This is a genomic window from Methanomassiliicoccales archaeon (assembly GCA_036504055.1).
GTDB lineage: Archaea > Thermoplasmatota > Thermoplasmata > Methanomassiliicoccales > UBA472 > DASXVU01.
This window is the reverse complement of the sequence record DASXVU010000009.1, coordinates 24,233-49,045: the sequence shown is the minus strand read 5'-3', so window position 1 is coordinate 49,045 and position 24,813 is coordinate 24,233. Positions and strand designations below refer to the sequence as shown.

The 24,813-nt window shown below is 54.2% G+C and carries 21 protein-coding genes and 2 tRNA genes; 11 read left to right on the top strand and 12 right to left on the bottom strand.

The genetic code is table 11. From position 1 onward, the window contains the following. Positions 1–59 precede the first annotated feature (59 nt). The 5 genes from tuf to VGK23_02650 all read left to right on the top strand — a co-directional run bounded on the left by tuf (position 60) and on the right by VGK23_02650 (position 4,554). Entirely contained in the window at positions 60–1,343 is a 1,284-nt protein-coding gene (gene tuf, locus VGK23_02670; GenBank protein ID HEY3419433.1) for a translation elongation factor EF-1 subunit alpha, read from the top strand. 37 nt (positions 1,344–1,380) lie between these two features. Continuing rightward, complete coding sequence (gene rpsJ / locus VGK23_02665) at positions 1,381–1,692, top strand: 30S ribosomal protein S10 (protein ID HEY3419432.1); 312 nt, start codon at positions 1,381–1,383, stop codon at positions 1,690–1,692. Between the two features lie 106 nt (positions 1,693–1,798). Next, complete coding sequence (locus tag VGK23_02660) at positions 1,799–2,656, top strand: mechanosensitive ion channel family protein (GenBank protein ID HEY3419431.1); 858 nt, start codon at positions 1,799–1,801, stop codon at positions 2,654–2,656. Between the two features lie 62 nt (positions 2,657–2,718). After that, positions 2,719–4,368, top strand: a complete 1,650-nt coding sequence (ilvD, locus tag VGK23_02655) for a dihydroxy-acid dehydratase (protein ID HEY3419430.1) — start codon at positions 2,719–2,721, stop codon at positions 4,366–4,368. A gap of 112 nt (positions 4,369–4,480) precedes the next feature. After that, a tRNA-Ala gene (locus tag VGK23_02650) sits at positions 4,481–4,554 on the top strand. Between the two features lie 251 nt (positions 4,555–4,805). Here the strand turns inward: VGK23_02650 and VGK23_02645 are convergent. The 7 genes from VGK23_02645 to VGK23_02615 form a co-directional block, all read right to left on the bottom strand. Next, positions 4,806–4,934 (bottom strand): CxxC-x17-CxxC domain-containing protein, encoded by a 129-nt coding sequence (locus VGK23_02645; protein HEY3419429.1) that lies wholly within the window; start codon positions 4,932–4,934, stop codon positions 4,806–4,808. 250 nt (positions 4,935–5,184) lie between these two features. Next, a complete protein-coding gene (locus tag VGK23_02640) occupies positions 5,185–6,312 on the bottom strand; it encodes an SPFH domain-containing protein (GenBank protein ID HEY3419428.1) in 1,128 nt (375 codons plus the stop codon). 37 nt (positions 6,313–6,349) lie between these two features. Next, a complete protein-coding gene (locus tag VGK23_02635) occupies positions 6,350–6,832 on the bottom strand; it encodes an NfeD family protein (protein ID HEY3419427.1) in 483 nt (160 codons plus the stop codon). A 149-nt stretch (positions 6,833–6,981) separates the two neighbouring features. Further along, positions 6,982–8,289: an anion transporter gene (locus VGK23_02630; GenBank protein HEY3419426.1), complete on the bottom strand. Its 1,308-nt coding sequence runs from the start codon at positions 8,287–8,289 to the stop codon at positions 6,982–6,984. Between the two features lie 246 nt (positions 8,290–8,535). Beyond that, positions 8,536–8,757 (bottom strand): ferredoxin, encoded by a 222-nt coding sequence (locus VGK23_02625; protein HEY3419425.1) that lies wholly within the window; start codon positions 8,755–8,757, stop codon positions 8,536–8,538. A gap of 130 nt (positions 8,758–8,887) precedes the next feature. Further along, the gene (locus VGK23_02620) at positions 8,888–9,898 is read right to left on the bottom strand and encodes a winged helix DNA-binding domain-containing protein (protein ID HEY3419424.1); all 1,011 of its coding nucleotides are present in this window, start codon (positions 9,896–9,898) and stop codon (positions 8,888–8,890) included. Positions 9,899–10,753: 855 nt separating this feature from the next. Beyond that, the gene (locus VGK23_02615) at positions 10,754–11,179 is read right to left on the bottom strand and encodes a MarR family transcriptional regulator (protein HEY3419423.1); all 426 of its coding nucleotides are present in this window, start codon (positions 11,177–11,179) and stop codon (positions 10,754–10,756) included. Between the two features lie 113 nt (positions 11,180–11,292). Between VGK23_02615 and VGK23_02610 the strand changes: the two genes are divergently transcribed. The 4 genes from VGK23_02610 to VGK23_02595 all read left to right on the top strand — a co-directional run bounded on the left by VGK23_02610 (position 11,293) and on the right by VGK23_02595 (position 18,625). Continuing rightward, positions 11,293–12,834: an MDR family MFS transporter gene (locus VGK23_02610; protein ID HEY3419422.1), complete on the top strand. Its 1,542-nt coding sequence runs from the start codon at positions 11,293–11,295 to the stop codon at positions 12,832–12,834. Then, complete coding sequence (locus VGK23_02605) at positions 12,827–13,273, top strand: universal stress protein (protein ID HEY3419421.1); 447 nt, start codon at positions 12,827–12,829, stop codon at positions 13,271–13,273. Before VGK23_02610 ends, VGK23_02605 begins: the two co-directional genes overlap by 8 nt. 134 nt (positions 13,274–13,407) lie before the next feature. Next, positions 13,408–15,291 (top strand): fibronectin type III domain-containing protein, encoded by a 1,884-nt coding sequence (locus VGK23_02600; protein HEY3419420.1) that lies wholly within the window; start codon positions 13,408–13,410, stop codon positions 15,289–15,291. Positions 15,292–15,697: 406 nt separating this feature from the next. Beyond that, positions 15,698–18,625: a fibronectin type III domain-containing protein gene (locus tag VGK23_02595; protein HEY3419419.1), complete on the top strand. Its 2,928-nt coding sequence runs from the start codon at positions 15,698–15,700 to the stop codon at positions 18,623–18,625. A 323-nt stretch (positions 18,626–18,948) separates the two neighbouring features. On the opposite strand, the gene VGK23_02590 is transcribed toward VGK23_02595, so the two are convergent. The 5 genes from VGK23_02590 to VGK23_02570 form a co-directional block, all read right to left on the bottom strand. Continuing rightward, positions 18,949–19,036: transfer RNA gene (locus tag VGK23_02590), tRNA-Leu, on the bottom strand. 78 nt (positions 19,037–19,114) lie between these two features. Then, positions 19,115–20,008 carry a type II methionyl aminopeptidase gene (map, locus tag VGK23_02585; protein ID HEY3419418.1) on the bottom strand — a complete coding sequence of 298 codons (894 nt, stop codon included), beginning with the start codon at positions 20,006–20,008 and terminating at the stop codon, positions 19,115–19,117. A gap of 92 nt (positions 20,009–20,100) precedes the next feature. Next, a complete protein-coding gene (gene map, locus VGK23_02580) occupies positions 20,101–21,018 on the bottom strand; it encodes a type II methionyl aminopeptidase (protein HEY3419417.1) in 918 nt (305 codons plus the stop codon). After that, positions 20,987–21,628, bottom strand: coding sequence for an L-threonylcarbamoyladenylate synthase (locus VGK23_02575; protein HEY3419416.1), 642 nt, complete (start codon positions 21,626–21,628; stop codon positions 20,987–20,989). The genes map (VGK23_02580) and VGK23_02575 overlap by 32 nt, the downstream gene beginning before the upstream one ends. Continuing rightward, complete coding sequence (locus VGK23_02570; protein ID HEY3419415.1) at positions 21,629–22,270, bottom strand: MBL fold metallo-hydrolase; 642 nt, start codon at positions 22,268–22,270, stop codon at positions 21,629–21,631. A 118-nt stretch (positions 22,271–22,388) separates the two neighbouring features. Here VGK23_02570 and VGK23_02565 point away from each other — a divergent pair, with 118 nt between their 5' ends. Both VGK23_02565 and sucD read left to right on the top strand, forming a co-directional pair. Beyond that, positions 22,389–23,522, top strand: coding sequence for a succinate--CoA ligase subunit beta (locus VGK23_02565; protein HEY3419414.1), 1,134 nt, complete (start codon positions 22,389–22,391; stop codon positions 23,520–23,522). Continuing rightward, on the top strand, positions 23,519–24,403 hold the full coding sequence (gene sucD / locus VGK23_02560) for a succinate--CoA ligase subunit alpha (protein ID HEY3419413.1): 885 nt from the start codon (positions 23,519–23,521) through the stop codon (positions 24,401–24,403). Before VGK23_02565 ends, sucD begins: the two co-directional genes overlap by 4 nt. The last annotated feature ends 410 nt before the right edge of the window (positions 24,404–24,813 follow it).

Here is a 24,813-nt window from a genome sequence, read left to right as displayed (position 1 = left end):
CGGTATCGAGAAAAATCAAGCATATTACAGTATATAGAAAATAAAAAGGAGGATGAAAAATGGCATCAGAAAAGCCCCACATGAACATTGTGTTCATAGGTCATGTCGATCACGGAAAGTCCACCACAGTCGGTCGGGTGTTGCTCGAGACCGGCGCGATAGACAAGTTCGTCATCGAAAAGTACAAGAAGCTCGCGGAAGAGAAGGGAAAGGCAACATTCGAGTTCGCATGGGTCATGGACAACCTGAAGGAAGAAAGAGAGCGTGGTGTGACCATCGACGTCTCTCACAAGAAGTTCGTGACGGACAAGTACTACTTCACCGTCATCGACGCCCCCGGTCACCGTGACTTCGTCAAGAACATGATCACTGGTACCTCCCAGGCAGATGCAGCATGCGTCGTCGTATCCGCTTCCGACGGACCGCAGGCCCAGACCAAGGAGCACATCTTCTTGGCCAAGGTGCTAGGCGTCAAGCAGATCATGATCGCCATCAACAAGATGGACGCCACCAAGCCAGCCTACGACGAGAAGACGTTCAACACCACAAAGGAAGCCGTATCCGCCCTCCTGAAGAACATCGGCTACAAGCTGGAAGATGTACCGTTCATCCCGATCAGCGCCTACACTGGCACCAACATCCTGAAGAAGGGCACCGCGGAAATGCCGTGGTACAAGGGAGACACCCTGATCGAGACCCTCAATAAGCTGAAGGTCCCGCCGACCCAGGCCAACCTGGCCCTCAGGCTGCCGATCCAGGACGTCTACACCATCACCGGTATCGGAACCGTCCCAGTCGGACGTGTCGAGACCGGTACCCTGAGGCCGGACATGAAGGTCATCTTCATGCCGTCCAACAAGATAGGCGAAGTCAAGAGCATCGAGATGCACCACGAACAGCTGCCCCAGGCACTCCCCGGCGACAACGTCGGATTCAACGTCAGGGGTATCGCCAAGAACGACATCAAGAGGGGAGACGTCGCAGGCCCAGTCGACAACCCGCCGACCGTTGCCAAGACCTTCATCGCCCAGATCGTCGTCCTGAACCACCCGACGGCAATCCCAGTTGGATACACCCCGGTGTTCCACTGCCACACCGCTCAAGTTGCATGTTCCTTCATCGAGCTCCAGAAGAAGCTCGACCCGAAGACCGGCGCAGTTAAGGAGGAGAACCCGACCTTCCTGAAGACCGGCGATGTCGCCATAGTCAAGGTAGAGCCGACCAAGCCAATGGTTGTGGAGAGGGCAAAGGACTTCCCGCAGCTCGGCAGGTTTGCCATCCGTGACATGGGCGCTACCGTCGCAGCCGGTATGTGCATCGAAGTCGAAAAGAAGGAGATGTAAACCCCTTCCCTTTCCTCTTATATTTTGAGATGATCACATGGCACAGCGCGCAAGGATTTCACTGAGCGGCACGGACCCAAAGAAGGTCGACTCTGTCTGTGGACAGATAAAGCAGATCTCCCAAAGGACCGGCGTCGCTATACGCGGACCTATCCCCCTGCCTACCAAGAGGCTCCAGGTTCCCTGCCGGAAGAGCCCGGATGGAGAGGGCTCTGAGACATGGGACAGATGGGAGATGCGTATCCACAAGAGACTGATCGATCTAGACGCAGATGAGCGCGCCCTGAGGCAACTGATGAGGATTCAAGTGCCCGATGGTGTTAACATCGAGATCGTTCTCAGGTCCTAAACGCTTCAAACCAATTCCAGTATCAATTGAACAAATCCCTTCCCCTTAATTCTCTTTATTTTTAGACAGATACAATCTTATCCAGTATATTCTCATCGCCTAGACGATGGCTGAGGTGTTCGGCATAGACCTGGAAGGACTTGTCTACTTCTCGATCCTGATCTTCCTATCATTATCGGTAGGTCGGCTCGCGTATGCGATCTTCCGCAGGGGATTTGACACACGTATCGGTAAGAGACGTTCGAAGCTGATCGCCCGCTGGATCCAATATGCGATCATCGCGGCCGGTCTGTCATTCGGAATGATCACCTTTCTGAACATCGATTTCACGACGGTCGCCGCCGGTATCGGGTTGGTCGGTATCGTCATTGCGTTGGCCTCACAGCAGATATTGCAGAACTTCATGGCGGGAATACTGATGGGTCTGGAACGTCAGATCCAGCTGGAGGATTGGGTGGACATCGGAGGCACTCCCGAGACAAAGCCCGCCAGGGTCAAGGACATTACCCTGACGAAAACTGTCCTGTTGGACCCGCAGGGAAAATTTGTGGTCGTACCAAACTCCGTGATCGTCAGCAGCAAGGTGATCAACTACACCAAGGCGGGGTTCTTCGAGGTGCCGCTCCGGCTGACGCTCTCGCCGGAGGAAGACATCGATAGGGTGACTAGGATCATACTCGATGTTGCTGACAAGAACCCGTTCATCCTGCCCAATGTGCCTGGTGAAGAAAAGAAGGAGATAGACAGACTGATGCATCTGAGGCATCTCAGGATATTATTCGAAGGCAGGATATCGTACGATATGTTCCGGCCGCGGGTCCTTGTGTCGGACATCGCGGACGCGAAGATAACGCTCAGCATCCGCATCTGGATCAGGGAAGTGAACCGTAGGGATGACATCGTCTCCGGATTCCTGTCGGACCTGTTCCTAAGGCTGCATGAGGCCTCGGTCAAGCTCGCGTGATGCTGGCATTCTCGAAGTGAACAGATTATCTACTCCTTCCCATATTCAATGCCGGAGATAGCATGCGCAGCGATATCGTCACAAAAGGTATCGAGAAGGCACCAAGCCGAAGCCTTCTCAGGGCAGTTGGATTGACCGACGCGGACTTTTCCAAGCCGTTCATCGGCATAGCGAACTCCCAGAACGACATCATTCCCGGTCATATCCATCTCAATTCGCTCGTCGAAGAGGTCAGGCAGGGAATAATCGAGGCGGGAGGTGTTCCGTTCACCTTCGGTGTTCCAGGCATTTGTGATGGCATAGCCATGGGTCACGCGGGCATGCGATACTCGCTTGCCTCGAGGGAGACCGTTTCCGACTGCGTCGAGCTGATGGTCAAGGCCCATTGCTTCGATGGATGGGTCGGCGTTACCAATTGCGACAAGATCACTCCCGGTATGTTGATGGCCTCCGGCCGATGCGATCTGCCCACGATCATCGTCACCGGAGGGCCGATGGAGCACGGCGTGAACGGAAAGGACCGCCTGGACCTTCAGAGCGTGTTCGAAGCCCTGGGGGAGTACAAGGCAGGCAAGACCGACAAGGAACATGTGGAGCTCATCGAGGCCTGCGCCTGTCCAGGAGCGGGCAGTTGTGCCGGCCTGTTCACCGCCAACACCATGGCCTGCCTGACCGAAGCGCTCGGTCTGTCGCTGGTAGGATGCGGGACCGCCATGGCCGACAGCAGGAAGAAGCGTGAGATAGCCCGCGAGTCCGGACGGCGGATAGTCGAATTGGTGCGGCAGAACAAAACGCCCCGTTCCATGGTGACCGAGGATTCATTCAAGAATGCCATACGGGTCGATATGGCCATCGGAGGTTCGACCAATACCGCTCTGCACATCCCGGCTGTCGCGGCAGATTTTGGCATCAAGATCAGCCTCAAGACCTTTGACGAGTTCTCCAAGGAGATCCCGCATCTGACCAGCATAAGGCCCAGCGGTCCATACGTCATGGGGGACTTCGACCGGGCCGGCGGCGTTCCGGCGATCATGAAGCGCATAAAGGACCACCTGTACGACGAGGACACCGTCTCAGGAAAGACGATCCACGAGATCGCCGATGAGGCCAGGGTGACGGACGAAGAGTGCATAAGGCCGATGGACCGGCCGTTCCATGCTCAGGGCGGCATCGCCATCCTGTTCGGTAACCTGGCACCGGAAGGCTCAGTGGTCAAACAGGCGGCCGTCAGCGAGAAGATGATGCGTTACGAAGGGACCGCGCGATGTTTCAATTCCGAGGACGAGGTCAGCAAGGCCATATCCGAAAGGAAGATCGTTCCCGGTGACGTGGTGGTGATCCGTTACGAAGGACCGAAGGGCGGACCGGGGATGCCTGAGATGCTCGGGCCCACAAGCATGATAGCCGGCATGGGCCTGTCGGACTCGGTGGCGCTCATAACCGACGGCCGATTCTCCGGCGCGACCAGGGGACCTTGCATCGGACACGTCTGCCCGGAAGCGTTCGACAAGGGGCCGATAGCCGCGGTCATCGATGGGGACCGCATCCTGATAGATATTCCTGCCAGAAAGCTTGAGCTGGTCGGCGTCAGCGACAAGGAGATCAAGAAACGCCTGGAAAAGGTCGAGGTCGTCGACCGTCATCCGGACGGGATGCTGGCAAAGTATCGCAAGCTGGTCAAAGGGGCCAACGAAGGAGCGATCTGCAGGTAATGGATCAAAAAACCGTCGGATGGCGCTTATTAGAACGGTAGTCCTTTGTGATCCGAGATCGTCGTCTGACGGGAAACCTATATATTTGCCAGGACGTTTACGACCCCTAATTGGGCGGTTAGATCAGACCGGAAGATCGCCTGCTTTGCAAGCAGGAGGCCGCGCGTTCAAATCGCGCACCGTCCACTTTCTTATGATTTTATCGATCCTCACCACATTCTATGCAATGTCATTGTATCGTAGCATTGAGATTGTGTTACCACCGTTGATCATGGGAATTTGATGACCCTAAGGACATCGATCTCGAGATGGACGTTCCTACTTTTCGCGATCGAGGCTCTATAAACCTTCGTTTTCAGGTATGCAATGACGCGCATCGTCGCAGAATAAGCTGGATATGACTCATCAGAATAGGAAAAAGAATGAATTTGACAGGTTCAGAACCTGTCGTTTCTGGCGGGTTTGTGCTTTTGATAACAGTCCCTGCAATAGACCGGCCTGCCCTCGGTCGGCTTGAATGGAACTTCCGTCTCTGCCCCGCAGTCGGAACATTTTACCTTCGTCATCTCCCGGGGTCCTTCCTGTCTTGGTCGTCCCCCGTAGCCGCCACCGCCGCCTCTTGGTTTTCCACCATACATTACGATACCCATTCCTTTTTTGAACCGCACGATGCTGGTCGTGCAGAACGATAGTTGCTATGTTGCTCGTGATATAAAAAAGGGTCTGTTAGAAGCAGTCCGAAGGAGGAAATCGTGCCCTAAGGCGACACGCTGGCTCAATAGAAGGAAAAGAAAAGGATGATGAAAGGGGTTTGGATCAGGCGGAGCCATCGGGCGCGATCATCGCCGCCCTCTTCTTCTTCTCCATCTCCTTGATCGCCTCTGCAGCTTCGATCCGGTCCTTCTGGACGGCATCCTCGATGTTCTTGAAATCCGCCCTAAGTTCGTCTTGGGTCGGTATCGGACCGAGGATATCGTCGACCTTTCCGACCGCCCTCTCTATCTCCTCACGGTTGGATATGGACCGTTCCGGCGCCTTTGTCCCTCCACCTAGGTATTCGGAGACGTTCTCCATGAGTTTGGACACCTCGAACGGCAGGATGATCTTGGTCGCCTGTCCGTTGCCGATGGACTTCATCGTGTCCAATGAAAGTACCGTGAGCGCCTTCGAGTCCAGTGAGGCTGAACCCACGCTCAGTATCCTCAGTTTCTGTCCCTCACCTTGCGCGTTCAGGATGATCGCCAGGCGCTCGCCTTCCGCCTCCAGCACCTTAGCCTGACGAAGGCCTTCTGCCTGGAGGATCCTGGCCCTCTTCTCGCCTTCGGCGCTAAGGATCGCTGCGGTCTTCTGTCCGTCCGCCTTCAATATGGCCGCGCGCCTCAACCTTTCTGCCGAGGTCTGCTCCTCCATTGCCTGCTTGACCTTCGGGGCCGGGTCCACCTCACGTATCTCGACCGCCTCGACCTTGACCCCCCACTTGTCGGTAGCCTCGTCCAGCTTGTCCCTCAGATGAAGGTTGATCTTTTCTCTGTTGGAAAGGATCTCGTCCAGCTCCATATCGCCGATGACGCTTCTCAGGGTGGTCTGGGCCAGGTAGATGGTCGCTGCCCTATGGTCCGTGACCTCAAAGAAAGCTTTCTTCGGGTCTATGACCTTGACGTAAATGACAGCGTCCACATTGACCGGTGAATTATCCTTGGTGATGACCTCCTGTCTCGGAACATCCAGCACCTGCGTCCTCAGGTCGAGCTTCACCACCGTGTTTATCAGCGGCGTTACGAAGTTCATGCCTTGGTCGAGTATCCTGACATAACTTCCCAGCCTCATGTATACTGCCTGCTGGTAAGGCTGAACGATCTTCACTCCGCTCGTCACGATGACGATCACTGCGACAATCGCCAGTATCAGCAATCCGATGATTATTTCCAAAGTTGCGTCCGCCATTTGTTACCTCTCCTTTCTCTAGATCACTATCCCCGTATCACGGGCACTTCACTTCTGTGCGCGTTGGGTCATCGCATATCTCCTTCACGACGACGTGCACCCCTTCGCTGCTGACGACCACCACGCGCTTTCCCTTAGGTATCATCGTCTCAGACGTTGCCGACCAGGTATCGTGCTCGATCTCCACCTTTCCCCTCAGGGTGTGCGGATACACGTCCGTGGTGACGATCCCTTTCATGCCCACCAACGAGGTCGCTACGGTCGTCACAGGCGGTCCCGGTGGAGAGAGTCTCTGATACAGCTTGATGGTCAGCAGTGTGGTTGGCACAAGAACGATCACCGCTGCGATCGGTGCCCACCAGGTGAACAACGCATCTGGTATGAGTATGCCGATGACCCCGAGCACCATCAGTACGGTTGCGGGTACAATCAGGAAAGTACCAGGGGCATGCAACTCGAACAGCAGCATGAGCGTGCCAAGTACAATGAACCCGATTCCGAACCACACTCCCAATTCCATGTTAGAGCACAGCTACTTTCTCGCTATTTAAGGTATCATGCCTTTAGAGGAAACATTATCCTTAAACGGATAACAGGCACCCCAAATGGTACGATCGTGTGCCGGGCCAGACTGTATTTGCCCCGGTCCATCTAATTCCTGAGCATTCCCTAGAGCATCCCCAGCATCACGACCGACAGGAGCAATGTGATGATCGTGATCGGCAGCCCCGCTTTCATGAACTGCCAGAACGAGACCTCCACCCCCATCTTGTTCCCTGTTTCCACCACGATCACGTTCGCCGCCGCCCCCAGGATGGTGGCGTTCCCAGCCAGCGTGGAGCTCGTGACCAGTGCCAGCCAAAGGTTGTTGCTGCCGACGCTGGCCACGAAGGGAGACAGCAGCATCACCGCCGGAACGTTGCTGATCAGATTGGAGAGGATAGCGCAGAAACCGGTCAGCCCGGGTATGCTGGTAAGGCCCGAACCGCTGCTGGCCTGGAAAGTGCCCATCATCTCTGCCAGCAGGCCGGATGTTTCCACTCCCTTCAGTACCACGAAAAGCCCGACGAAGAACAGGATGAGGGTCCAATCGACCTTGCGCAACACCTCCACTGGCTGGATGGAACGGTTGAAGAACGGCAGGAACATGAGGACGGCCGCTCCACCGATGAAGGCCACCATGGCCAGTGGCAGGTTGATGTAAGGGGATAGGACAAATCCAATGAAGACCAGAACCAATGCTCCGAGCACCAGGTAAACGGAGCGGTGAACCGACGAGGGGGCTATCTCCATGACGGCCTTCTCAGCATCAATGGGTTTGCTCCTTTCACAGAGCCAGTATCGGCCGTTCCTTTCACACCCGTCCCTCAGGTCCTTCCTAAACACGACCCATATTAGGACGATAGCGATGATCAGGCACATCAATGTCACTGGAAGCAGTTTGCCGGTGAATTCGGCGAAGGTGATGTGGGACTGGGTGACAATGAATGCGTTCTGCGGATTCCCAACCGGCGTGGCCACGCTGCCGATGTTGGCCGACACCGCTTCCGCCACCAGGAACGGTATGGGATTCGCCTTGATCAAACGGCAGGCCCTGATCACGATCGGTGTGAACAGGAGCACGACCGTGTCGTTCAGTATCAGTGCCGACAGCAGCGCCGTTACGACCATCACCAGAACCAGGAATTGGAATTGGTTCTTTGAGGCCCTTATCATTCTGACCGATACCCAGGTGAAGAACCCGCAGAGCTCCAACGATACCACGATGATCATCATGCCGAGCAACAGGCCCAGGATGTCCAACTGGATGGAGGCGAAGGCCTGGTCGGCGGTGACGACACCGGATACGACCATCAGCGAGGCACCGAAGAGAGCTACCACTGGCCTTTCCAGGTTAAGCTTGCCGAATCGCCTAACCGAGATCAGAATGTAGGTCACCAGGAAGATGGCCAATGCCAGCAGCATCACGGTCTGCATCCTGGACCTGATTGCGTAACCTGCTCAAATATGAGACCGTCTCCCTATCGTTTTACAGCAAGTTGACCAGGTCTCCCCGCTCAGGTCTGGAAAAGGTCCCATGAGGATATGTTCGATATACTCGAGAATGCGGGAGATGGCCTCATCAATTTTCTCTGAATCGCCAGTGCCCGTTTGACGAAGTCGAATAATAGCATTAAGGATTGTTTATAAAAGAATGGTTAGGTCCCTCAAAGCGAGGGCCGATCAACCGATGGTGATCGCGTTATTTGGGCAGGCCATCGCTGCGCTCTTGGCGCTCGCTGCCTTATCGGCTGGGATGTCCCCGATAGACTTACTGCCCTTCTGGAACGATGGTAGGATCTCGCTGATGCCATTGTCTCCCTCAACGAATAGCTCTGGACATTCATCTCCATAACAAATCCCACATCCGCTGCACACTTTCTCGTCTATCCTTAAGCTTACCATAGAGCCGTTGACACAATTTAACAATAGTATATTGTTATTGGTCAGAGAATCATTTTCGGAAGATGTATCGAATATTCACCGTGATAAGAGAAAACCTGGCAAACAGGCGGATCCGGTCTGAAGATATGTATCAGGGTTCGTTCATGAAGGAAATGTACCTTTCTGTTTCCTCTGCCAATAGATCCTGTTCGTACCTATTTAGCTCGATGAATGTCCGGACCTTCACCTGCAACGACCTATTTTCGAAGACCCGTTTCCAAGTGCCTACGATCTCTCCATCAACGACAATGACGTTGGACAATTCTATGCTTCCCCGAGCATAATCTGGCTGATATCGGAAATCAGGTCTGATCATCGCCCGCCGGTCTCTGTATCCGACGGCATATTCGTCGTAATTTGGCAGAAGCCACAGCTTGGGGAGATCCCTGCAACCCTTTCCCTTATGGGGCGCCATCCAGTAGGTGGTCTTATCGATATCAAGGCGAGCTAGTTCGGCCTTGACCCTTTCAAGTCCATTGAGAGCATCCGATATCTTGAGCCCCGTCCACCAGGCGTAGTCTTGAAGGGTCGCCGGCCCATGCCCTTTGAAATACTGAATCGTTATCCGGTCCATTGCCTCATCGGGCCCCACATCCCGAAAGGCCGGAAGCCATTCATCGGTTAGGGCCAGGGACTGGCGGCTTCCTCTCCTTGGCCCATAGCATATCAGTCCATCGATATGGGCATATTGAACCAATAGCAGCAGGGCCAATCCCTTAACCTTTATGCCCTTTTCCAGCATGATATCCCCAAGCTCGTTGCGGGTCAATTCATTCCCATTCTGCAATGCATTTCTGATTATCTCTTGACCTTTTTCGATCGTGCCCTGAGCTAGTTCGATATGGTTCGACCTTACAATGCTCGTCAAGTTCTTCCGCATCCGCCCTGAGAACAGGTTCAACATCCATCGATAGTTTTCCGAGGGAACGATGTGTATGGTGTTCCGAAGGAGGGGCGATCGGACTATGGTGCGGTCGAGGAGAGCTTTTTCGACATTCTTGGCAGATGAATTCCTAGTGCGGAGTCCGATCGCCCACATCGCTGCGGTGTAATCCTGGGCCTGGACCGCTCCTAGGGACCGCACCGCTTCAAGGGGATCCATAAAGTGATCTCCGCAAATGCCCTGCGCGGTAAGTCGTCTTTGTCCGATCTCAAGATTCACCATGCTGATCGAACTCCCCGATCTAACGAGGAATGGAGGGTGCTCATATTATTTCCCATAGAGCGGGAAGCATTTCCGAACTAACCTCTTGCCAGTGTGCTGCTCTGATGTTCTGCTGACATGTCTGAAGTTGAGTATCATCGAGAATATCACGTCTCAACTGGCGGTTTGATATACGGTTTTTTAGTTATTCTCCCCAATGCCCAACCAAATACGTTGTCAAATCAAGTGTGCGATATGTAACGAATGGGCCGATTCTCCCGAACAATTCGAAACGGCGATGGCCTTCTTCACCTCTTCACTTGTGGGCAATACTGCTCGTTGCTCCTGGTGCGGGAAAATCACCCCGTGCAGCATCGAGAATATGCGATTCGATGTTCAGAAGGAATGCAGGGGAGGCGAATATATCAATGGAAAAGATGCAATCAAGAACGGAATGAAAAAGTAAGAAGGCTCTGGAAGTGTGATTCGAGGTATCTGGCGAGATATTCGGTCATCCATGTAGGTGGAATATAAGCCGCGACTTGAGCAAATGGCGCATGGAGCGGCCTCCACATCCGCCGATAATATCCATGCCTATTGATCCTCCAGTCATGGCTTCTTGCATCTGGCATCATTCATGGTCTTCCAGACGGATCGAAGGTGTTCGTCTTTCCTCATGCTTCAATATCTAAGACAAACCATTGGCTGGATCCAGAAAGATATGGAGATCTGAAAACCCAGGATGATCTCCTGTCGAAATGATCGAAATCCCGAGCAAGATAGGGGACAGCCGCATTCTTCCACTTTCTGATTTCAATATTTATACAGCTCATCCAGTCTTTTGTTCATCTTTGCGGAGATCTTTCTCAGGTTGTTGATGTCCTCGTCATTCAAACATTCGAATATCTGACCGAGGGCCTGGTCCAGGGTCGTCGTCGAGAGATCGAACGCTTCCTTACCTTTTTCCGTCAGGTACAATCTATATGTCCTGGAGGATTCTCCCCTGTTCTCCACGAAGCCATTGTCGATGAGGACCCTCACCACTCTGGTCGTGAATCCTTTGTCAACGCCCAGGGCCGTGCTCAGATTCTTCATCGAGATACCTTCGTTCTCGCCGATCTCCATGATGAAAGGCACCTGAGACGCAGTGAAATCCTTGTCCTTCAGTGTCCGGTTCATGGAGGAATCAAGGATCGATCTCATCTTCTTGAGGGGAATGACAAAGTCTCGATAGTCCATCGGATCGGACATGGATATGTCTGCTTTTAATAAAATCATATTCCACTTGTTAAGTCAACACGATTAAATAGCGAGTTGACTTGACAAGTCGAAACTAACTTGGAGATCATCAATTGAACACTAACGATTCGATCAGTTGGTCCAACATCGACCCGAAGCACCGCAGGCTCATCATGGCAGGTCTGATGTTGGGAATGCTGGCCGCATGTTTGGATGGGACCATCGTCGCCACCAGCGGCCCGAACATCGCTGCTCATCTTGGCGGCCTGGGTCTTTTTAGCTGGATGTTCACCGCCTATTTACTGTGCGAGACCATAGCCATCCCCATCGCTGGTAAACTGTCCGATCTGTATGGGAGGAAGCCATTCTTCCTGATCGGGCTAAGCCTGTTCCTTGCCGGTTCCGTCGGTGCGGGTTTCTCCTCATCCATGGAGATGCTCATCATCTTCCGTGCCATACAGGGATTGGGAGCAGGCATCCTGATGCCAGTGGCCACAGCCGCCATCGCCGATCTATACTCACCAATAGAGCGGGGAAAGATGCAGGGGGTCATGGGGGCGATCTTCGGGCTGGGTACGGCTGCAGGACCAATCCTCGGTGGGCTCATAACGGACTATATCAGCTGGAACTGGGTGTTCTTCATCAATGTCCCGATCGTGGCACTTTCGCTGTTCATGATCGCGAGGCAGTTCCCGTCGGTCGAGGTCGTCAATAAGAAGAGGATCGACTTCCTCGGCATGTCCGTCCTTGGCCTGTTCCTGTTGGACCTGCTGTTGTTCTTCACCTGGGCGGGAAGTGAGTTCGATTGGGTCAGCTACGAATCCGGATCGATGGTCCTGGCAGCGGCCGTGCTGCTCGGAACATTCATCTTCCTGGAATTCAGGGCAGAGGACCCGGTCATCGCACCGCGTCTGTTCAAGAACAGGACGTTCGTCTGCGGCTCCTTCGCCATGTTGATCTTCGGTCTCGGCATGACCGGGGCGATGGCCTACCTGTCGATGTTCAGCATCTACATCTTCGGACTATCGTCCAAAGAGGCAGGCTACCTTTTGATCGCCATGGTCGCCGGCCTAATAATCACAGCCACATTGAGCGGCAAGTTCGTCCAAAGGACCGGTTACAGGCCATGGGTCATCACTGGCCCGATAATTTCATGCGCCTCGATGGCGATGATGTCCACATTGGGACTCGGAGATAGTGTGTGGCTCTTCGTGGCCTACATATTCCTTCTTGGCGTTGGCCTCGGTTGCGTCATGGCGGTGATAATGGTCGCGGTCCAGAACAGTGCAAGGACGGACGAGATGGGGATGACCACATCCGGTGTCAACCTATTCCGTGCCATAGGAAGCACCGTGGCAACGGCTGTTTTCGCATCGCTCATCAACCTGCACATCGACGACGCGCTGAAAGGCAGTCTTGCGACAGAGGTCTATAACGCCGTGCCGCACAATACTGATATCCTTGCATACCTAACGGTCATGCCACAGTATTCCTCGCAGATATTGACGGCATTCGCGGACAGCGTTGATTTCGCCTTCCTGATCGGAGGCGTGATCCTATTGATGATGGTCCTGGTGGCACCGTTCTTGAAAGGAAACATTGTGAACGCAGAGGAGCCGCAGGTTCAGACGGCAAAGGAGCCTAAAGATGTATAACCGGATATTGATTCCAACAGATGGCAGCGAATATTCAAAAGAGGCAACAGACCACGGATTGGCCTTGGCGAAAATGACCGGTGCGGAGGTTACCGCGCTATTCGTCATCGACGAGGGTTCCATACTCGCCCGGAACATGCCAAACGTTCCCAATCTGGCTCCGACCTTGGAGGATGAAGGTGCCAAGGCCGTGGCCTATATCAAGAGCGAAGGGGAGAAGAGGAGGGTCAAGGTGAAGACCCGGATCGAACGAGGTTCGGCGGCCCAGGTGATAATCAAGGACACCAGGGACTTCGACCTGGTGGTCATGGGCACCCACGGTCGCTCGGGCGTCTCCAAACTGGTGATGGGGAGCGTGGCCGAGAAGGTCATAAGAATGGCCGAATGCCCGGTGCTCGTCGTAAGGGGCACGGTCATGCATAGAGGCGGCCCTAAGTGAGATAAGGCCAGTACTTATCGACCTCGGTCGTGCCATCCGTTCCTTCGACCGGATTTCCATAGCAATCGTTAACCTTAAATATCGAAATCCCTCCATAGGCCTCGAATCCTCATGAGGAACGGGAGGCAGAGGACATGAAGGCAATTACTGGCAGGGGATTTCTGATCCTCGTATCATTTTCACTGGTCATATCGATCTTCGCTTCAGTGGGAAGCATTGGTGATGTGCAGGCGAGCGAACCGACCTATGTGTCACATTCGCCGATCCACATCGCCAGTAACGACGATCTCTTGGCACTGAAGGCATCAGGTGGCTGCACCGGCTCGGGAACGGCGAACGACCCTTATGTGATAAGCGGTTTTGACATATCGGGGAACACGACCAGCGCGGGCGGCGCAGGCATATACGTCAGTGGTATCACCGTTCATCTGGTCATCAGCAATTGCTACCTGCACGGTAACAACAATGGAGTCGAGATCGTCAGATCGAGCCATGTCACCGTGACCGACAGCAACTGCAGCGGCAATGATCCTTACGGTATCTTCCTGAACAATACTGGGTATGACACACTTACCGATAACGTCTGCATCGATGCCGCCCATGGCATTTACACGTTCGGCTCGAGCAACAACATCATGAAGAATAACACGTGCCGGGCGACCAGGGCCTGCGCCATAATGATGGCCGGATCCTCAAGCAATAATGTCCTATCCAACAACATCTGCTATTCCAGCGGCGACAACGGGATCTACGTGCTCAACGGTTCAAATTACAACACCCTAACCAACAATACGCTGAGGGACAACGTCGGGCATGGTATCCATCTCGCTAATTCCGACTATAACAATGTGTATGGCAACGTCATTGTCGGGAACAATGGATCGTCGTCCGTGTACAACGCGTTGCATCCCCAATGCGCCGATACCGGCGTGGGCAACCGTTGGAACACCGGATCGTCCGGAAACTACTGGAGCGACTGGACGACACCAGACGCCAACATTGATGGCATAGTGGATAACCCCTATCCGATCGGCGAGGGCAGCAGCAAGGACAACCATCCCCTGGTCAACGTTCCGGGCACTACCGTTCCCGGCGCCCCTACCAATCTGACCTTCTCAGTGGATAATGGACAGGTAGGCCTTGCATGGAACGCGCCGGCCGATGACGGCGGAGCGGAGATCGACTACTACGTCGTCTACCAGAACAACGCCGATGTGGCGCACGTCGATTCCACCTCGACCATTATCAACAACCTAACGAATGGTCGGTCCTATGGCTTTGCCGTCGCGGCGCACAATTCCGTAGGGACTGGACCGAAGACGGCCGCCGTTTCGGTTACTCCGAACCCGGCCCCGACGGTTCCCGGCGTCCCAACCGGTCTGACCTCGGTACCAGGCAACGCCCACGTCTCCCTATCATGGACTACCCCAGATGGTGCCGGAGGGGTTGCGATCGATTACTACATCGTGTATCAGGACGGGATCGACATATCCCACCCGGCAACGGAATCGCAGAATGTCACCGGTCTGACCAACGGACAATCGTACAGCTTTACCGTGGCGGCACATAATTCGGTAGGGGTCGGAGGCCAAACGACGGCTGACACGGCCACGCCTACCTCCGGCGTCGAGGTACCCGGTGTACCGACCGACCTGACCATAACGGAAGGGGATGGGACCGTCACCCTGTCCTGGACCGCCCCATCGAACAGTTCCAACATCGATTATTACATCGTTTACCAGAACGAGGTCGATGTACGTCATACGTCCTTCACCACCGTCACCATCACCGGCCTGACCAACGGCGAGAACTATACCTTCGCGGTGGCGGCCCACAATTCGGGCGGCGTCGGAACCCAGTCATCGACCCAAACGGTATCGAACGGTGCGGCAAGCCCCAACGGTGCAAACGCGACAAATGGCAGCAACCTGTTATATTTCTCCGTGGTCCTGGCTATTTTGGCGGTTGCCATGGTCGCGGGATTCCTGGTCTTGAGGAGGAGCAAGAGGAAGCTGTGAGATTTTCTTTCCGATATCCTTCATCGGGCTCGCAGTTCCTGGAGCGCGTTGATCTAATGATCGATGGGCTCGTTTGACACTAGACGACCTTTTCTTAAACAATTAGTATGGAATCTCACCATTCCCTTGTGCACCAGACGATGATGGTGGGGCGAATTTGACCTTGATATTTCCAGATCAGAACAATCAATTCTCGATAAAAAGGATGTTCCGTTCACCTACCTTTTCCCAATCGTCTCTCTTTCAATATTGGACAATATTCACTCGTTGGCGCAAAACAAGATTAACTGGATGAGATAGTCTCCCAAAATCCTTAAGCTTTCTAGGCTCATAGTCTGTTCCAGTTCGGGGGAATCGTGTGAGGAAGAGTGCGGGAGCAATTGTAAATATCTTAGTCATAGGAATAATGCTACTTTCTAGTTCACTGGTAGTTTTCGGAATGAATACGGCAACCGCGGACCAAACTCCGACTGTGCCAGGAGTCCCGACCGGGCTCACAGCAGTCCCTGGTATTAACCATGTGACACTGAATTGGACTGCGCCAGTTTCTGATGGAGGCAGTACTATTGACTATTATACAATCTACCTAAATAATATCGCACTCCCAGATCATTACACTAGCCTTATGGCGGAAATCGATGGATTGACAGAAGATTATCGTTCATATGGATTCACAGTAGCGGCAAATAACGCTGCTGGGACTGGTCCACAATGTGATATGGTATACGGCATACCCATTACCGTTCCAGGACCTCCCAAGTATATTTACGCAATCCCTGAAGATGGGCAGATCAATTTTAGTTGGGCTAGTTCAGAATGGGGCGGCACTGTACTCTATTACATCGTTTATAAGGATGGTATCGATATTGTGAATACATCCAACAACAACGTGACGATCACTGGCTTAAACAATGGCCAGACATACGTTTTTTCTTTTGCGAGCCATAATCTTGCGGGAGACAGCGCACAAATCAATATCATAGCGATTCCGAGAGCAGTTCCCGAAGCACCGACCGATCTTTCAGCGACCCCTGGCAACGGCCAAGTGTCTCTAACTTGGACCGCCCCTGCCAATAGCTACGCGGCCGTCATCGATGGGTACACAATATATGCGGACGGGAATAATGTATGGGATACCACCTACAATTCAGATGCTTTAGCGACATCTACCATAATCCATCTGAACAATGGGCAAACCTACAATTTTACCGTTGCTGCTCACAGCTTTTATTCGACCGGTCATAGTACTCCATTTGGTTATATCGGGCAACAGTCCTCTGGTGTTTTAGCCACTCCGAGACCCGATACAACTAACGAACCAACCGACTTGTCTATGACGCCGGGCAATGAACAAGTCGTGCTATCATGGACACCTCCAAGCTATAATGGAGGGGCGGCGATCGATTATTATGTGATCTATCAAAACAACGTCGATGTCCATCACAACACCACCACTTCAGGAATAATCACGGGATTGACGAATGGTCAAACATATTCATTCACCGTCGCGGCTCATAACAGTGCAGGAATAGGCCATAATTCAAGCGCCATTCATTCAATACCATATGGTGTTCCTGATGCCCCCACCGGGCTGGCTGGGGCTCTCGCCAACGGAAAGATCACCTTGAACTGGACTGCACCTGTCTTCGATGGTGGCAGGGCGATCGATTACTATGTGGTATATCAGGACGGAGCTGCACTGCCTTATCACCTCACCGGTCCATCGACAATAATCGCCGGTTTGGTCAATGGTCAACAATATTCCTTCACCGTTTCCGCCCATAACCTGGCAGGCCTGGGTACACAGTCAACCCTTGTGACTGCTATGCCATCCCTAGCTCCTAGTGCACCAAGCGCCCCGACTGCTCTTTTGACCAATGCTGGAAATGCCCGAGCTTCTCTTACGTGGACAGCACCGACCAACAACGGAAGCTCATCGATCGACTATTATATCGTCTATCAGGATGGCATCGACATTGCTCATCCCTCATCAACAAGCCATGTGGTGACTGGGCTAACGAATGGAGTATCGTACAGCTTCAAAGTGGCTGCGCACAATACAGCTGGAACAGGACCACAGACCTCCAGTGCTTCAGCCACTCCAAGCGCACTGACCACGATCTTAACGGTCCCAAATACGCCGACCGGACTGACCGCTTCCCCGGGTGAAGGCCAGGTGTCTCTATCTTGGACAACGCCGGATAGTGATGGAGGGGCGGCCATCGATTTCTATATCGTCTATCAGGATGGAAGCGATGTTCAACATCCAACGATGACCTCCGCAATCATCACCGGACTAACAAATGGACAGACCTATGATCTCAGCATCGCCGCGCACAACCAGATCGGAACCGGGCTAAAGACCTCAAGCATTTCAGCAACTCCGAATCTATCCCCAACCGTCCCCGGAGAACCTATCGGATTGATCGCCACTCCAGGCAATTCCCAGGTGTCCCTTACCTGGTCAGCCCCGGGAAACGATGGAGGGTCGGTCATTGATTACTATCTGGTATATATCGATGGAACGGCCAGATCCGAACATTGCCTAACAACCTCAACGACGATCCAGGATCTGATGAACGATCATCAGTACAGCTTTGCCATCGTAGCGCATAACTCGATTGGCATCGGTGAATTGTCATCGGCGGTAATGGCGACTCCAACGACCATCTCTAAGATACCGGAGGTTCCGACCGGACTCGTTGCGGCACCAGGAAATGGACAGGTATCACTATCGTGGATCACTCCAAACAATAATGGAGGCGCCATCATCGATTTTTTCATCGTCTATCAGGACGGGGTCGACACCATCCATTCCGTCACAACCTCCGGGATCGTCACCGGCCTGACCAATGGGAAAACGTGCAACTTCACTGTGGCGGCACATAATTCGATCGGAACTGGAGCACAGACAACAGCGGTTGCGGTGACTCCGATTTCGAGCGTTGCAGTCCCGGGAAAGCCCACCAATCTGATCACCACGATAGACATAGCAAAGGTCACGCTGTCCTGGACAGCTCCGGCTGACGTTTCCTCCATTGATTACTACATCGTTTACCAGAACGGCATCGATATCAAGCACACATCCGGAACATCGGCTATGATCACCGGGTTGACGGAAGGGGAGAGCTATTCCTTTGCTGTGGCGGCGCATAGCTCAGGAGGGGTGGGAGCCCAATCATCGGCTCTGACCATCTCCCCTTCGAATTCCGATGGAGCGACGGCGCCCTCTGGTAATGACAACCTGGCCTATCTGTCAATAGCCTTAGCTCTTCTGGCCGTTGCCATAATCGGTTTGATCATCGTGATCAGGAATCGGAAGAATGGACAGTGAATGAAAAGTTGAGTCGTCACCGCCCCCGCGGAAGAGCTTGGCAATCTGGTTGCCATCTCGCATTGACCGGTATCAGATTGCGAACTGGTCGATAACTCGGCGAAGCTTGTCCGCATATCGTATGATCCAATCCCATTATGGATCGATGCGATAAGCAGGACGCCATTACATCTTTCAATTGAGACCGCCGAAAAGAGATCATGCCGAAGATCGAATGGGCATGGTTCGATGAAAGCAAGTTGAGCGGGAAATTCCATTCAACCAAATACCCAAAAAAGGGAATGCCCCGTTGACAGAAAAAATGCCTTCAGAAATGCAGGTGATGGTGCGAAGGGCCGGATTTGAACCGGCGAACCTCTGCAGGAACAGATCTTGAGTCTGTCGCCTTTGACCTGGCTTGGCTACCCTCGCATCAGTGCTCCTGCGTAATGCCGCTGGGCTAATTAAAGCTTCTGAGCCGGAGAACCTTCCGGCGGATACTGGCTGGGCTTACACCTTGGTGGTGATCTCGCAACGGTTCTTCACTATGACGAGCGTGTGCTCCGTCTGAGATACCATCCCCTGCCGCGCCTCGCGCAGCATCGGGTAGCTCATGATGACACCATGCCGGAACATGTTCTTCAGAAGGTGCGGCGCGTCCTTGTTCAGCTTCTGGCATTGCCGTTCACAGAACGGAAGTGTGGCGAACTCGGTCTTGATCAGTTCGAACAGGCGCATGGTGTCCGCATCCTTGAGCTGACGGTCGCGGATGATCCGATAGATGTTGCCCGCCTTGGCGTTGTCGACCTGGCCGGCCCCGTTGGTGGCGAAAGGCTCTACCGCGATGATCATTCCGTCCCTGACCTTTGTGGTCGTACCGTCGTCAAAGTTGGGTATCGAGAGCCCTGCATGTAGGTTGTACTGTTTCATCTCATGGCCGTTCAGATTGACCACGGGCCGAAAACCGGACTCCTTGATGCTGCGCTCGACAGCCCCTCCGATGGCGTTCACCGGCGTTCCATCAGCGATCATCTCGGTGGCGAAGGTCAATGCCCTCGCCGACGCTCCGATGAGGTCGGTCCAGTTCTTGGTGCCCACCTCGACCGTCGCGGCGGTGTCGCCGATGTATCCGTCGACATGAGCGCCGACATCGACCTTGACCACGTCGCCGACGGAGAATCGCATGTCATCATGCAGGTTCGGTGAAAAATGCGCCGCCACGTCGTTGACGCTGAGGTTGGTCGGGAATGCCACCTTGGCACCCTTCTCGCAGATGTAAGCCTCCACTTCCTCGGCCACCTTGACCAAGGGCACGTTCGGCGCCACCAGGCCTATGCCCAGTTCTCGCGCCTCGCCGGCGATCCGGCCGGCCTTCCTTACGCAGTCCAATGCATGCTCATCCATGTAGCACAGCCTCGACCTTCTCGATGGGTAATACCGCTGGGCTAAATTAAAGCTTATGAGCGTGAGAATCGGCTCTGACGGGCTGGCTGGACTCACACCTTGGTGGTGATCTCGCAACGGTTGTTGACGATCAGGAGCGTGTGCTCCGTCTGCGATACCATGCCATGTTTCATCTCCCGCATCATCGGGTAGCTCATTATCACTCCATGGCGGAACAAGTTCTTCAGCAGGTGGGGCGCATCCTTGTTCATCTTCTGACATCCGCGCTCACAGAACGCCATTGAACCGAACTCGGCCTTGATCTGCTCGAACAGGCGCATCGATTCCGCGTCCTTGAGCTGACGGTCCCGTATGATGCGATAGATGTTGCCCCCCTTGACATCGTCCACCTGCCCGGCGCCGTTCGTCGCGAAGGGCTCGACCGCGATGGTCATTCCTTCCCTGATCTTGGTGGCGGTGCCATCGTCGTAGTTCGGTATGGAAAGGCCCGCGTGAAGGTTATACTGCTTGACCTCATGCCCGTTCAGGTTCACGATCGGCCGGAAGCCAGATTCCTTGATGCTGCGCTCGACCGCTCCGCCGATGGCATTGACCGGCGTGCCGTCATTGATCATCTCGGTGGCGAAGGTCAGCGCTCTTGACGACGCTCCGATCAGATCGGTCCAGTTCTTTGTACCCACCTCGACGCTCGCGGCAGTGTCGCCGATGTACCCTTCCACATGGGCTCCGACATCGACTTTGACGACATCCCCGTTCTGGAACCGCGTGTCGTCGTGCAGGTTCGGTGAAAAGTGCGCCGCAATATCATTGATGCTGATGTTGGTCGGGAAAGCAAGCTTGGCCCCTTTTTCATAGATGTACGCTTCCGTCTCTTCGGCCACCTTGACCAAGGGAACGTTCGCAGCGACCAAGCTCACGCCAAGCTCGCGCGCCTCGCCGGCGATCCGGCCGGCCTTTCTGACGCAATCCAACGCATGCTCATCCATGTAGCACAGCCTCGACCTTCTCAATGGGGATCGCCCCCGGGCGGATGACCTCGACGTCGCCTTCGAGAAGTTGAACGATGGTGGATGGCTTGCCGATAGGGCTGGGTCCGCAATCCACGTAGATGGAGACGGACTCGCCCAGATCATCGATGGCGCTCTGGCACGTGATCGGGTTGGGCCGGGAGTGTAGGTTGGCGCTGGTGGAAATGATCGGACCGAACTCGTTTATCAACCTCAAAGCGAACGGGTGGTCTGGGATCCTGATCCCTACCTCAGGCGATCCGGCCGACACCATGTCCGGGACGACCGGCTTCTTCTGCAGCAAAAGCGTCAACGGTCCCGGCAGGAACATGTCGATCAGCTTCCGTGCGCGGTCGTCTACGAACGCCAGCTCTTCCAGCATCCGGGCGTTGCTCACGGCTATGGAGAGCGGCATATCATAGGGACGCTTCTTTGCCTTGAACACGCGCTTTACCGCCAGTTCGTCGAACGGGTCGGCGCCGAGGCCGTAGATGGTCTCCGTAGGGTACACGATCAAGTGACCGGAGCGCAGCTCCGAGACCACCATCTCGAACTTATCGTCCTGTATCTCGCATACCTTACCGCCGTTTGCATTGCCCTTGATTATTTCCATCTAGAGTTCCCCCAGGTATGTCAGTGCATCCTTGACGACCATGGCCGCGTCCATGTTTGTGCTTTCGCCATGTCCCGGATAGATTGCCTTGGGACTTAGGCTAATAAGGTTTCTCACAGAAGCCACGAGCTCCTTGCGGTTTCCGCTCTCCAGGTCCCATCGGCCCACCCCGCCGACGAACACTGTGTCACCGCTGATGAGGTCCCCGGTGCCCCTGTCAAAAAGGCATATTCCTCCGGCAGTGTGACCAGGCGTGTGTACCACTTCGAAGCGATGGTCCCCGGTCTCGAACACCTCTCCCCCCTTCAGGCGATTGGCCTTCACCGGGTCCATTTTGCTGGTATAGAAGTGAGCGGCTGTGGCTCTAAGGTCTGCCCTCTCCACCACGTCCGCGTCCAGCTCATGGATGTAGATCTCGGCACCGAACTCCTTCGAGAGCTTGGCCGCCCCACCAACGTGATCATAGTGCCGATGGGTCAGAATGATGCGGTCAGGCTGCTTCCCCTTGTTTAGGGAGCGCAGCTTGGCTAGAATCTTCGCATGATTTGAACCGGTTCCTGTGTCAACCACGAATGGGTCTTCCCCCGTAACCAGGAAGATGTTCGAATCTGGACCCATTCCAGCTATGCTCAGGATCGGCATCAAAATTCGAAAGTTAATCTCTCTATATATACTTTTGAGAGGCTTTTGCCTTACCCGTTTTCAAGTTGGGAAGCGCAAAGACGTTATACCATTCCAGTCGCTAGTGCGATTCGAGAACATGAGACTCTACGAGACCGAAGGCAAGGATCTGTTCCGGCAGTATGGGATCAAGGTCCCCAAGGGAAAGGCATGCAACTCCCCCGAACAGATCACATCCTGCCTAGACCATCTGGAGATGCCTGTAATGGTCAAGGCCCAGGTGCTCGCCGGAGGAAGAGGTAAGGCCGGAGGGGTGGTCACCGCCATGACCGTAGACGAGGCGATCGGAGAGGCGCGCAAGATATTCAATATCCAAGTGAAAGGGTTGCCTGTCAACGCCGTCCTTCTTGAGGAGATGGTGCGGAAGATCAAAGGCGAGGTATACCTTGGAATCACCATCGATCCGCGTCGCGGGATGCCTTCTCTGATCGTCAGCTCTAACGGAGGGACCGATATCGAGAACGTTCCCGCCTCACAGATCGCCACTTGGAGCATTTCACCGTTCATAGGCGTGCAGGACTATGTTATCCTAGGGGTGTCCCGCTTCCTCGGCATCGAAGGATCGCTCCAGGGACAACTGGGTGTGATCATCAGGTCACTTTGGGACCTTTATATGGAAAAGGATTGCGATCTGGTGGAGGTCAATCCCCTCCTGATGACAGAGGATGGGAACCTGGTGGCCGCAGACGCCAAGGTGATATTGAACGATGACGCGGTCTACCGGCACCATGAATTCAACAAACTGGTCGGCCGGGACCTGACCAAGCTGGAGAAGGAAGCAAGGATATCCAGTGTCAATCTGGTGCAGCTCGAGGGTGAGATAGCCGTGGTGGCGAACGGGGCTGGATTGACCATGGCAACACTGGACCTTTTGGAGCTGAATGGGCTACACGGCGGTCTCTTCGTCGACCTGGGTGGAACGGACGATCCCGGCCAAGTGGCCACCGCCATTGATCTGGCCATTGGGAAAAGGGCCAAACCACGACCGAAGGCACTGTTGGTCAGCGTCTTCGGCGGTATAACCCGGTGCGACACAGTGGCCGAGGGAGTGATCAAAGCGATAGGGTCGTCTGGACCTAAGTTTCCTATCGTGGTGAGACTGAGGGGGGTGAACGAAGACCGGGCGAAGGAGATGCTCGCCTCCGCCGCGATCCCTTTCACCAGGGACCTGGAATCCGCTATCGTAATGCTCAAGCAGGAGATGGTAGGATGAACCCTAAATTGACATTGTCCAAAGAAACCCCTGTGATCGTCCAGGGCATAACCGGGCACCAGGGAAGGATTCATACCGCTGCCATGAAACAGTTTGGCACAAACATCGTTGCCGGGGTGTCTCCCGGAAAGGCAGGGGCCTTGGATGATGGGACCCCTATCCTGGACACCGTTCATGAATGTATGGCGGAGTTCGGGGCTGAGGCGTCGGTCATTTTTGTTCCAGCTATCCACGCTAAGGAGGCTGCCTACGAGGCGATCGAGGCTGGCATCAGGACCATCGTCATGGTGACCGAGCACGTTCCCCCTCAGGACACTGTACGTATCGCCTATTATGCTCGGTCCATGGGGGTCACGATCATCGGGCCTAACTCGCCTGGGATAGCGATACCCGGAACCATCAAGTTAGGCATCATGCCGAATTCCATATTCATGGCCGGACCGGTCGGAGTGATCTCCAGGAGCGGCACGCTTACCTATGAGGTCGTCCAGTCCCTTACCGATGCTGGTATAGGCCAGACGTTGTGCATCGGGATAGGCGGAGATGCCGTGACCGGCACCAGCATGGTGGACGCCCTAAGGATGTGTGAAGGCAGGGACGATATCAAAGGCATCGTACTGATCGGTGAGATCGGAGGAGCCGCTGAGGAGATGGCCGCCGAGTATATCCAGGAAAACGCGTCCGTGCCGGTGGTATCATTCGTGGCTGGTATGACGGCGCCCGCGGGCAAGAGAATGGGTCATGCCGGGGCGATCATATCCAGAGGTACTGGATTGGCGGAGGACAAGGTAAGGAGACTAAGCGAAGCGGGGGTCGATGTGGCCACACGGATATCGGTCATTCCCAAGCTGATATCTACCGCCATGAAGACCACCAAATAGGCACGGAACGCATCATTTCGGTATGCTGGCAATGATCAGATTGGCGTTTACTCGATCGAACGGCACCATCGTAACCTATTAATGTAGGCAAGTCTTAGTCTACCGAGCTCATGTAGAAACCATGAAGCAAGGCCAGAAGCGGCGTAAAATACCCTTCTGAGAAAGCCTTAAATATCAAATGTGCGGTGAGGGGGTTACCTTGCCCAAACAGGCAAGAAAAGAACGCTGCCAACAAGAAGGTCGATGAAGATGGCAACGTTTATATATCCCCTCAAATATTGGGGATTTCACCGCAGCCGGAATAAATAGTCTGGCTCGTGAAAATTATGCTCAATGCACCCGGGAAATAACCTTTCGCCGGGGAAGTGGTAGAGAAGGTCGAGATTTGGAAGAGTTCTCGACTATTCGGT

What these genes read in the sequence shown, in the direction of transcription:
- tuf (HEY3419433.1), top strand. Translation starts at nt 60, where the DNA reads ATGGCATCAGAAAAGCCCCACATGAACATTGTGTTCATAGGTCATGTC.
- rpsJ (HEY3419432.1), top strand. Translation starts at nt 1,381, where the DNA reads ATGGCACAGCGCGCAAGGATTTCACTGAGCGGCACGGACCCAAAGAAG.
- VGK23_02660 (HEY3419431.1), top strand. Translation starts at nt 1,799, where the DNA reads ATGGCTGAGGTGTTCGGCATAGACCTGGAAGGACTTGTCTACTTCTCG.
- ilvD (HEY3419430.1), top strand. Translation starts at nt 2,719, where the DNA reads ATGCGCAGCGATATCGTCACAAAAGGTATCGAGAAGGCACCAAGCCGA.
- VGK23_02645 (HEY3419429.1), bottom strand. Translation starts at nt 4,934, where the DNA reads ATGACGAAGGTAAAATGTTCCGACTGCGGGGCAGAGACGGAAGTTCCA.
- VGK23_02640 (HEY3419428.1), bottom strand. Translation starts at nt 6,312, where the DNA reads ATGGCGGACGCAACTTTGGAAATAATCATCGGATTGCTGATACTGGCG.
- VGK23_02635 (HEY3419427.1), bottom strand. Translation starts at nt 6,832, where the DNA reads ATGGAATTGGGAGTGTGGTTCGGAATCGGGTTCATTGTACTTGGCACG.
- VGK23_02630 (HEY3419426.1), bottom strand. Translation starts at nt 8,289, where the DNA reads ATGCAGACCGTGATGCTGCTGGCATTGGCCATCTTCCTGGTGACCTAC.
- VGK23_02625 (HEY3419425.1), bottom strand. Translation starts at nt 8,757, where the DNA reads ATGGTAAGCTTAAGGATAGACGAGAAAGTGTGCAGCGGATGTGGGATT.
- VGK23_02620 (HEY3419424.1), bottom strand. Translation starts at nt 9,898, where the DNA reads ATGGATCCCCTTGAAGCGGTGCGGTCCCTAGGAGCGGTCCAGGCCCAG.
- VGK23_02615 (HEY3419423.1), bottom strand. Translation starts at nt 11,179, where the DNA reads ATGGACTATCGAGACTTTGTCATTCCCCTCAAGAAGATGAGATCGATC.
- VGK23_02605 (HEY3419421.1), top strand. Translation starts at nt 12,827, where the DNA reads ATGTATAACCGGATATTGATTCCAACAGATGGCAGCGAATATTCAAAA.
- VGK23_02600 (HEY3419420.1), top strand. Translation starts at nt 13,408, where the DNA reads ATGAAGGCAATTACTGGCAGGGGATTTCTGATCCTCGTATCATTTTCA.
- VGK23_02595 (HEY3419419.1), top strand. Translation starts at nt 15,698, where the DNA reads ATGCTACTTTCTAGTTCACTGGTAGTTTTCGGAATGAATACGGCAACC.
- map (HEY3419418.1), bottom strand. Translation starts at nt 20,008, where the DNA reads ATGGATGAGCATGCATTGGACTGCGTAAGGAAGGCCGGCCGGATCGCC.
- VGK23_02575 (HEY3419416.1), bottom strand. Translation starts at nt 21,628, where the DNA reads ATGGAAATAATCAAGGGCAATGCAAACGGCGGTAAGGTATGCGAGATA.
- VGK23_02570 (HEY3419415.1), bottom strand. Translation starts at nt 22,270, where the DNA reads ATGCCGATCCTGAGCATAGCTGGAATGGGTCCAGATTCGAACATCTTC.
- VGK23_02565 (HEY3419414.1), top strand. Translation starts at nt 22,389, where the DNA reads ATGAGACTCTACGAGACCGAAGGCAAGGATCTGTTCCGGCAGTATGGG.
- sucD (HEY3419413.1), top strand. Translation starts at nt 23,519, where the DNA reads ATGAACCCTAAATTGACATTGTCCAAAGAAACCCCTGTGATCGTCCAG.